The organism is Chroococcidiopsis cubana SAG 39.79 (assembly GCF_003991895.1).
GTDB lineage: Bacteria > Cyanobacteriota > Cyanobacteriia > Cyanobacteriales > Chroococcidiopsidaceae > Chroococcidiopsis > Chroococcidiopsis thermalis.
Genome location: NZ_RSCK01000073.1, coordinates 1 through 9618, shown reverse-complemented (window position 1 = coordinate 9618; position 9618 = coordinate 1). Strand labels below are relative to the sequence as shown.

At 42.0% G+C, this 9618-nt stretch carries 5 protein-coding genes and 2 pseudogenes; 6 read left to right on the top strand and 1 reads right to left on the bottom strand.

Annotation, left to right across the window (positions count from 1 at the left end; translation table 11 throughout):
• Nucleotides 1–273 precede the first annotated feature (273 nt).
• Nucleotides 274–1506 carry an MFS transporter gene (locus DSM107010_RS27850; RefSeq protein WP_106168437.1) on the bottom strand — a complete coding sequence of 411 codons (1233 nt, stop codon included), beginning with the start codon at nt 1504–1506 and terminating at the stop codon, nt 274–276.
• A gap of 1006 nt (nt 1507–2512) precedes the next feature.
• Here DSM107010_RS27850 and DSM107010_RS43165 point away from each other — a divergent pair.
• From DSM107010_RS43165 to DSM107010_RS27825, 6 genes and pseudogenes are all read left to right on the top strand, one after another.
• Nucleotides 2513–2847, top strand: a pseudogene (locus DSM107010_RS43165) (ATP-binding cassette domain-containing protein); the annotation flags it as partial.
• Between the two features lie 554 nt (nt 2848–3401).
• Nucleotides 3402–4631 carry a ParB/RepB/Spo0J family partition protein gene (locus DSM107010_RS27840; protein ID WP_106168438.1) on the top strand — a complete coding sequence of 410 codons (1230 nt, stop codon included), beginning with the start codon at nt 3402–3404 and terminating at the stop codon, nt 4629–4631.
• Nucleotides 4632–5007: 376 nt separating this feature from the next.
• Nucleotides 5008–5487 carry a flavin monoamine oxidase family protein gene (locus DSM107010_RS40125; protein WP_199755786.1) on the top strand — a complete coding sequence of 160 codons (480 nt, stop codon included), beginning with the start codon at nt 5008–5010 and terminating at the stop codon, nt 5485–5487.
• Nucleotides 5468–6661, top strand: coding sequence for a flavin monoamine oxidase family protein (locus tag DSM107010_RS27835; protein ID WP_199755785.1), 1194 nt, complete (start codon nt 5468–5470; stop codon nt 6659–6661). Before DSM107010_RS40125 ends, DSM107010_RS27835 begins: the two co-directional genes overlap by 20 nt.
• Nucleotides 6662–7347: 686 nt before the next feature.
• Nucleotides 7348–9051, top strand: a complete 1704-nt coding sequence (locus DSM107010_RS27830) for a GMC oxidoreductase (RefSeq protein ID WP_106168439.1) — start codon at nt 7348–7350, stop codon at nt 9049–9051.
• Between the two features lie 224 nt (nt 9052–9275).
• Nucleotides 9276–9524 (top strand): annotated as a pseudogene (locus DSM107010_RS27825) (helix-turn-helix domain-containing protein); the annotation flags it as partial.
• Nucleotides 9525–9618 lie beyond the last annotated feature (94 nt).

Here is a 9618-nt window from a genome sequence, read left to right as displayed (position 1 = left end):
TACACTGCCGTTTCTGCCGACTATGATGGCGATGCTAAAGCTGACCTAAGCGTTAGAGGTAGCAACGGAGCTTGGTATATCGACTACTTTGCACTTTAACCGACTGCGCAGATAGTAGAACCTAGATTCTGCTTTGTTTCTAACTAGTGCGGCATGAGGGAACGCTTTTTGCCAGCGGGTTAGTCACGGCTTTTGCTTTACAGCTTGAGTTCGAGCCTGAAAAGTCCGAGCTGTCACACATTGATTTTGTCCGACGCTCTCGGAAGTCTTGGTTCAATCTGTAGCTAAGTCTGCATCTGAAGTCGAGCGCACCTGAAAACTAGCAGCAATGCATAAAGCGGCTACCAAAAATGCGATCGCGCCTCCAATTGCTCCTATAACAGGTGCAGTTGGAGCAGTTGGCGGGAAGATCGATCCAAACAGACTGACTGCCGCAGCTACCCCACCAAAATACATCCCCGTTCCCAGTCCTGCTTGCTGTGGTGGCACCAGCGCTAAGGCAAAATGAATTACACCGTTAAATATCACACTCATCCCAGCAATGACAGCAACTACAGCTGCTCCCAAAGTCACCCAGGTAGGAATAAATACGCTCGCCTCTAACAATCCGACTGTGACTCCAATCCCAATCAACATCGCTTTGCGGTTGCCTACTTCCACCGCCCATTCTCCCGCTGGTAGAGCGGCAAAAGCTAGAGCTATTGCAATTCCTACCATTAACCAATCCACATTTGCCATATCCAACTGGGTTCTAAGCATCTGTGGCAACATCCCCATGAACGACTTCGTTCCCCAAGTCAAACTAGCGCCAGTAATAAAAATTAACCCTAGAGCAGAAATAGAGAGCGATTGTACTGCTGTCCGATCTACCGCTGCCTCTGGTGTCTGAACGTAGGAATTCAACGATCGCAAAACAGCTGCGGTTCCTAACAGTACCAACGAACCAATGGTGAAAGTCAAAACTGCCCCCAAACTGAGAATGAATTGGCTGGCGATTGGTTTGAAAGCCCCGATGACTCCCGCTACTAAAGTGAGTAAACTAGCTGCTAACGGTAACTGGGCAGGTTTAGCGTAGCGAGCGAGTAAAGAGATAGCTGGGCTGCGAAATACTGTCATTGCTAACGCCCAAGACACTAATACTACCAGCAACACCGTTCGTGTCACGCCAGCTTGTTGACCAAAAACAACCGTAGCAGGGATGGCAATGAACAATGCTGAGGACAGTACTACTCCTACAGCAATAAATGGAAACCGACTACCTAACCAGTGCTTAGCTCGATCTGATAATCCACCCATCAGTGGTTCCATGACGATCGCCAAAGCATTTTCTACCATCAGCAAACCAACTGCTAACTGTTTGGCATAGCCAAATTGAACCAATAGTTGGGGCAGGTACAGGTTATAGACGATCCAAGTTAAAGTAATTGCGCCTTGCAGGGCTGCCAAGCCCCAGACCTGAAGCCAAAGAATTGCTGGTTGAGTTAACTTCCTCGGCTGCCTTGACATTTTCTTCTTTTGCTCTCTGGCTCTATATTATGTTCGTTACTTCGCATCTGTAGTTGCACGAGCGGCTTAATAGTTACAAATACTCAAAACTCTTACTCGACTATAAAGGAATATCAAATTTTTAAGATTGAATGTGTTTGCTGACAACAAATACTTGTAGTAACTCTTCTGAAAGAAGACAAGTCATCAATAAAAACTTAATATAATTGGTATATCATTAGTAAGATATAAGCACTTGAAAAAATCAACGATCGCTCTGGAAACTCGTACAAAATTCATCGAGATTTCAGCTAGCTCGAACTAAATAAAGTTTTTTACTATTTTACTAGAAAAAAGTACGATTTGTAGAGCTTATTTATCCGCTCGCTCATCTGCATACCAATCTATTACTGACTTTTGCTCATAAGCTCTATTTCATTCCTATACGTTCGTTATTTTTTGTAACGAACAATACTTTTGACTGGGCAAATATCCCAGAGGGGAGTATTCTAAAAAAGTGGATAACAAATAATTATTAACAAAGTAAAAAATAAATGACTTGTTTTAGTAGTCCTGTAAGTTAAAAGTCGCAAACGAGTTATAGTTTTAAAAATTAGTCGTAAAACTTGCTTAGAGCGGCAGATAATTACTTATGTGACATCCGACTAATACAAAATTGAAAGATTATTTCCTTTTAAATAATCGTTGATAATAAATGTTACATTGTTTTTGTAACCTCATAACAATCGAATTAAAATTCTTACTGTCTTACTCTAGTTAGCATCGATCGAGTAGAAACAAACAACTTTATTCAACCTAGCTTTGACTGGCTGAATCTCCTAGATGTTTTCAAACAGGCATGGCAGAAGTATTGCAATTCTTACTAATAGTGAGTGATATTTGTGTGACAACAATAATTTTATGTTTTGACCGCCTTTTCAATAGCTAAATTAAGTATTTTGCGATAAGTTTTTCGGTAGGAGAGAGCCTTCTTCCAAGTCTCTTTTACTGTATTTGATGATATTGTCTAATAGGAGGACTACGTTCAGTTCAGGAAGGTAGTTTAAAAGTCTTAAGTCAGGAACTCTATGGAGTAAGTGAAGTCCGATTGTAGCGCTTGCGTAAATAAATCAGATTTATCTTCCAATCTCACAATTTGCTAGATTCTTTAACTGCTAGCCAAAATGTACAAATGTCTATAGTTCTGCATAACCCGATTTCAATCGATGGGCGTGTCCTCAGTCAGAAGCAATTTTAGAAACAGTAGGACTTGGAGATCGCGTTGATGCTTATTCTAACCAACTTTCTGTTGGACAAAAACAGCGGGTGGCGATCGCTCGCGCTCTTATTAGTCAACTTAAATAAACTACTCCTTGCTGATTGTGACAGCTTAGACTCTTAGGTTCGAACTCAAACCGTTAAGAGAAAGTGGTGAAATTGAAAATGGAAAATGTTTTGAATACTGAGTTTATTGGCAATACTAAGTTTATTGGCTCTTTCAAAAGTAAGATCTGTACAAAATCACTTAGAGAGTATTAAATATTGCTTATAAACTTCAAAGTAATCGTTATACCATTATTAATAAAGTTAAATTCTTATGAGAAGTTAAGAAAATCGGCTTATGCATAGCAATCACTCCATGAGTAATATAGCTTATACTTCAAGTCTTTCACTAACTATAAAAATGAAATACATTTTCTCCGCTTGGGAAAATATATAGTTTATCACCAAGTAGAGAGCTTTGGTTAAATAGTGAAATCCATAGTTTTTCAGAGCTTGCAGTACTAAATTTATTAAATTTCTAGAAATTTCCTATCACCCTGAAAATAGAAAATTTTGAGTTAGTCATCGAATCATCTCATAGTAACTGATAGCTAAGTTAATTAACCTACATTTATTGATGAATATAAGCAATTATGGCAGAAGCTGAACCACATCAATTCAAGTTAGTGTCGCTCGCCCAGATTCAGATCGGTCGATGGGAGCAACCGCGTCATCATTTTCACCACGATGCTTTAGAAGAGCTAACCGAATCAGTTCGACATTATGGGATTCTGCAACCGATACTCGTTCGACCGATAGATTGTCCGAACGTGAAATACGAATTAGTCGCAGGAGAACGGCGATTTCGTGCTGCTATGGCAGCAGGGCTAGATCGAGTCCCTGTCATTATCCGGTGGCTGGACGACCTTGAAGCAGCTACTCTCAGCTTAGTCGAAAACTTGCAGCGGGAAGACCTCAATGCGATTGAAGAAACCCGCGGCATCGTGCGCCTGCTATCACTTCATTTACAGTTATCGTGGGAAGCAACCGTATCTTTTCTAGTACGCATGGCAAAGGAAGCTAAAGGACAAACAGCCCAGAACGTTTTGGACCGAGAGATGATTGCTAGTGTGATTCGCGTATTCGATCGCTTGGGAAAGATAAGCTGGGAGTCATTTGTCACCTGTCGCTTACCTTTGCTCAACTTGCCAGCGGACATACAATTAGCGATTCAAACTCAAGCACTCAATTACACCAAAGCGCTTGCCCTTTCTCGTCTTAAAGATAACGAACTCCGTTCCATTCTGCTGGAGCAGGTGTTGGAACAAAACTTATCCGTGCGCCAAATTCAGAGCCAAATTCGACAGTTGCAGCACCCCAATCTACCAAACCAACCGCACGAGCGCTTGTTTAACCAAGATATCGAGTGCTCCTCTCAATCCAATTTTGAAGCAAATTTAGCAACAAATGGTAAAATTAGTGTAACTAATCAAACCAAAGCTGGTGCAATATTAAATCATCACAATTCGAGTCCTACCAGCGAGAGCAGCTCTTGTGAGCTACTAGAATTAGAGGCAGAGTCACAGAAAGTTCAAATCGTGCCGTTAACTTATCCAGAGCGGCTAAAACAAGCGAATGTCCAACGAGTCAACCTCAGACTTATTAGTACTTCACCCCAATCCAATCGACAAGACGTTGAGGAGCTGCCGCTGCAAAACGTACTTGAGATCCAGATAGCTATATTAACTCAGATAGAAAGTATTTCTCGGCAGATCCGAGAGTCGCTGGCTAGCAATCGTCGAGATATTTGCACTCCTAAGCAGCAGAGGCGATTGTTAGCACTCCTAGATCAAATGCATCAAATTTTGAGTGAGGAACATTAGTTGACAACTCCCATCACTAAATCCTTTCAGGATTACAGTGGAGGATTCTTAAGAAATTTTTACTCTTAAAGGCTGTGCCAAAACAGCCACTACCCTCTCGCCTGTTAAACCCGTTGAGGCTACATTTTCTCCCAATATTAGCAGCACCATTCGCATCCGCCTCTTGTTTCATACCAGGATTTACGCCAACAACAAGATGTATAGGCTTTCAGGCTCTTATTTCGCACGAACTTTTCTATTTGGAGTCATTGGCAGAAATTTAAACCTGAAGCAGGTTTCAGAATTTACTCTCATCAAAATGATTAAAGAAGGCTAATTACACACTATGTTATTAGACCCTTCGCTCTGTCAAATTCTCATAAGCTAAGGAGACATCGTGGCACATACACCAAAGTTTCGCCAATTCATTCGAACCTTACAGAAGGCGCAGCGGGAAAACCTCAAAGCTGAAGGGAAATCTCCACCGCTGACCAAACAGCAGGCTCGATGGACGCGCCGGCGCTGGCTCAAACTAGCAGCCCTTGCTACAGGAACAGCACTTACTACTAATGTATTGCCCGATTTAGAAGCGGCTTGGAGTCGAGAGAGAAGGAACCCCAAAATTGCGATCGTTGGCGCTGGCATTGCTGGATTGAATGCAGCTTACCAGCTCAAAAAGGCTGGCTTGACTGCTTCCGTTTATGAAGCTAGACAGCGATTAGGAGGGCGCATACTCTCAGTTACTGGTGCTGTAGGTGAAGGTTTGGTGCTCGATTTAGGCGGTCACTTCATCAACACAAATCATGCAGATATGTTGGGGCTGGCAAATGAATTCGGTCTGAAACTATTTAATCGGAATGAGGATGCAGCTAGCTAGATTTCCCTTTCCTAAAGAAGCTTACTATTTTGATGGAAAAATCCGCTCTGAAGAAGAAGTTGCAGATAAACTGCGTTCGCTCGCACGGCAAATTTCTGATGATGCCGACTTGTTAGACAAAGACTACAAGAAGTTTGCACCAATGTTCGATCGGATGTCTGTTACCAGTTATCTAGACAAACACGCCGATAAGATTCCGGAGCCATTTATTCGCGTACTGATCGAAGATACTATCCGCACGGAGTTTGGTACCGAACCCAAAGAGGCTCCAGCTCTACTACTCCTATTTCTTCTGCCTGCGGTAGACGGAAACAAAGTAGAGGTATTGAGTGGTTCTGATGAAACCTTTGTGGTCGAGGGTGGTAGTGGCAGAATTATCGATAGTCTGGCACAGGCTCTACCAGGACAGATTCTTCCTGGTATGCGCCTAACTCAGATTCAGTCTCGCGGTAGTGGCTTTCGTCTGAGCTTTTTTGGCAATTATATTGTCGATGCCGATTACGTCATTGTCGCTATACCTTTCACCGTACTGCGAGAGGTGAAAATCCAAGTTGACTTGCCAAGGAGGTTAAGGCGTTTCATTCACGAAGCCAATCTCAGCTCGAATGAAAAGCTAGAGGCTGGATTCGATCGGAGAGTCTGGCGACGGGAAAATGGGTTTGTTCAGGAGGTCTGGACCGACCTGGAATTCTCCGAAGCTTGGGATGCAACCCAACGACAAGCAGACAGGAAGAATGGAGTGCTGACTTTCTTCGTTGGAGGTAACCAAGCCATAGCGGTTCAATCTGGCAGCGCTCAGTCACAAGGCAAGAAGTTTGTAGATTTGTTTGAGAATATCATCCCAGGAGCCAAGGGAGCGGCGAACGGACGCTTTTTACGGACTCAATGGACTCAAGATCCTTTCACCAAGGGGGGTTACAGCAGCTTCAAGCTCGGACAGCTCACTGAGTTTGCCGACTTTTTCTACATTGAATCGGACGATCCTGAAGAACGTCAAGATGTCAATGTGGGGAATTTGATTTTTGCTGGGGAGCATGTGAGCGACGAATTCAGTGGATACATGAATGGCGGTGCTCAAACCGGTCGACTCGCGGCTGCAACCGTGCTCGAAAGAATCCAAGCGCAACAAAAGGTTATGCCGCAAAAATCATTGAAAAACAAAGGAACGGCTTGATTCAACTCAATTAAGCAACAATACTGAAAAATTGGCTTTGGTAACATTATTATTTAGAAACTACGGCAGCACAGCGAGCCGACTTAGCCGATCGCCCTTGGACTTGGAGTGATATCGCTACTTGTCCCACGCTTCTATAAGGCACAACCGTTTTTTGAGAGTTTTTATATTTTTTTACAAAATTTTCTATCCAGTTAGTTCAACAAAAGGATTATCTCTAGTAAAAACAACTTAATTTACTATTTTTTTTGCGGCTTAAACACTTCACTGATTAAAATAGCTGAACTTTACTTTATCGACGAGTTTTAAGTTACATGAGAACATTAAAAATGTAGCACGAGATAATTCAGCTAGCATTTCAAAAAATGACTGACGACAATTGAATTGCAAAATTTATGTATATGGTATTTATCATGTACATTTGCAATCTTACTAAACTCAAACTATTATGGATCTTCTCTTCAAGAGTTACTATTTTCCTTCTTTTTCGACTCGATTTTTAAAAAACTAGCATGATAAACAAATTTTGGTAGTTGTTGATGGAGTAGTATCAATCAGATGTAAAATATGCAAATTGTTTCTATATCCTTTAGATAATTGCTGCAATTCATTTCTAGTAATTGTTCGGGATTCTCTGGGACAAAGTAAATAATTAAATAAAAAGAGAAATAATAGAGAAGCTAATAATGATTATTGACGCTCACTCTTTACCACCAAATATAAGCCTTGAAGTTGAAGTTTGTATTGTTGGCGGCGGCCCGGCTGGAATTGCTCTAGCTCGTGAGTTTGCTAACCAAAAATTTCAGGTTTGTTTATTAGAAAGTGGTGGATGCAAACTGGAGCAGGACATACAATCTCTAGCTGATGGTAAGGTAATTGGAGATCCCTATCCAAATCTAAGTGAATCACGCTGTCGTCAATTTGGTGGTACCGCTCATACTTGGGGATCGCCAATCGGTTACAAACAATCTGGCTTTCGGTGTTTTCCTTTAGACAAAATTGATTTTGAACAGCGCGAGTGGTTACCTTACAGTGGTTGGCCTTTTACAAGAACCGACCTCGACCCGTTCTATCAACGAGCACATCAAGTTTGTCAGTTGGGAGCTTTTACTTACAACGTTGAGGATTGGGAAAAGACTTCAGCGCGTCGATTGCCCCTGAAAAGCGATCGGTTCATGACTACAATAAGTCAGTACTCTTCTCGTTCTATTTTTACACAGGACTATCAACAACAGATCGGACAAGCGAGTAATATCACTACTCTTCTTCATGCCACTGTTGTAGAAATTGAAACTGATGAAGTAGCCAAAAGTGTGACTCGTTTACGAGTTGCCTGTTCTCAGGATAAGCAGTTTTGGATTTCAGCAAAAGTATTCGTTTTAGCTACAGGTGGAATTGAGAATGCACGATTATTACTCCTCTCAAATCGAGTACAAAAGACGGGACTAGGAAATCAAAATGAACTCGTTGGCAGGTTTTTTATGGAACGCCGTTATATCAGTTGCGGCATGTTGGTTCCCTATAACCGCCACTTCTTCGATCGGACAAGCTTATACGATATTCGCAATGTTAGAGGAGTACCGGTGATGGCACAAGTCACACTGTCTGAAAATTTAATGCACCGCGAACAACTACTGAACTTTGGAGCGCAGCTACTTCCTAGACCTCAATTCCATCAAAGAGAAGCTATCCGTTCTCTGAAAACACTGCTAACATCTGTTTACCATGCAAAGTTACCTAAAAATACACTGGAACATCTTGGTAATGCGATTCGCGATAGCAATTATATTGCTGCTGCTACTTTCTGGGCAGCCATTAGACAACTACCTGGTTTACAGAGGAGCTACTGGTCTTACCTTAACTTCGAAAAGCGAAGGTTTTCTATGCTTGAAGTTATCTCTCAATTTGAGCAAGCACCCGATCCAAATAACCGAGTTGTACTGAGTCACGAGCGCGATCGCCTCAATCAAAATAAAGCAGAGGTTCACTGGCAGTTAAATAACATAGATCTTTACACAATTGAAAGGGTCAAGAAAATCTGGGCAGAAGAAGTTGCCCGAGCTGGAATTGGTAAGTTTCAGCCTGCAGAGGTGCTGAAAGCTAAAGAATTGGCTCTGTATCGTCCTTCATGCCATCACATGGGTACAACTCGGATGCACGACAATCCCAGACAAGGTGTTGTGAATGCTAATTGTCGGGTTCATGGGATCGAGAACTTGTATATAGCTGGCAGTTCGGTCTTTCCTACTTCAGGATATGCAAATCCTACCTTAACTATTATTGCCCTGGCAATTAGACTCGCTGACCATATAAAAGCTATCCTCAACGTATCTCCAGAAATAATAAGCACGGGTTTAGAGGTTGACAACTTAGTCAGCAATAACAGATGAAACATATAGCCATTGGATTATGCCTCAAGGAAGAGCTGTGTTGCAAAAATCGGTGCGAAGCAAGTGTGTATTCTCTGTGAAGAGTTAATCCTGCCTCCATAAACCCTCAGCATCCCTTTAAGTGGTGACATTTTCAATCAGAAATCAGTCTGCTAGACGTGAGATGGTAAGCTAATCGGCATTCAATTTGCATAAACTAGAGACAGAAGTGTTCCAAGATCTCTGTGCCCTTACCAGTCAAAAACTTCCTAACGTCAGAGCAAATAAGTCGGTTACAAAAGGTGTTCAAGGAGAGCGAGTTACCTCACGTAAGGGAACGGATTTTGATAATCTTGCTTCAAAACGATGGGAAAACTCAGCAAGAGATTGCTAGATTTTTGGGTTGCTCTCCTCGAACAGTTGCTTACTGGTGTATGCATGGAGACCCTGATTACTTAGAGAGTTTACATAATAAGCGAGAGACGGAGAGTTATTGAAAAGCGACACCTAAATAGAGCATTTTCTAGTCTACTGAGGTACAATAACAGCAATGAGTAAACCAGCCACGTAGATCTTCAACAGAGACTT

Coding starts and splice junctions, on each gene's coding strand:
- DSM107010_RS27850 (WP_106168437.1), bottom strand. CDS start 1,506: ATGTCAAGGCAGCCGAGGAAGTTAACTCAACCAGCAATTCTTTGGCTT.
- DSM107010_RS27840 (WP_106168438.1), top strand. CDS start 3,402: ATGGCAGAAGCTGAACCACATCAATTCAAGTTAGTGTCGCTCGCCCAG.
- DSM107010_RS27830 (WP_106168439.1), top strand. CDS start 7,348: ATGATTATTGACGCTCACTCTTTACCACCAAATATAAGCCTTGAAGTT.
- DSM107010_RS27835 (WP_199755785.1), top strand. CDS start 5,468: ATGAGGATGCAGCTAGCTAGATTTCCCTTTCCTAAAGAAGCTTACTAT.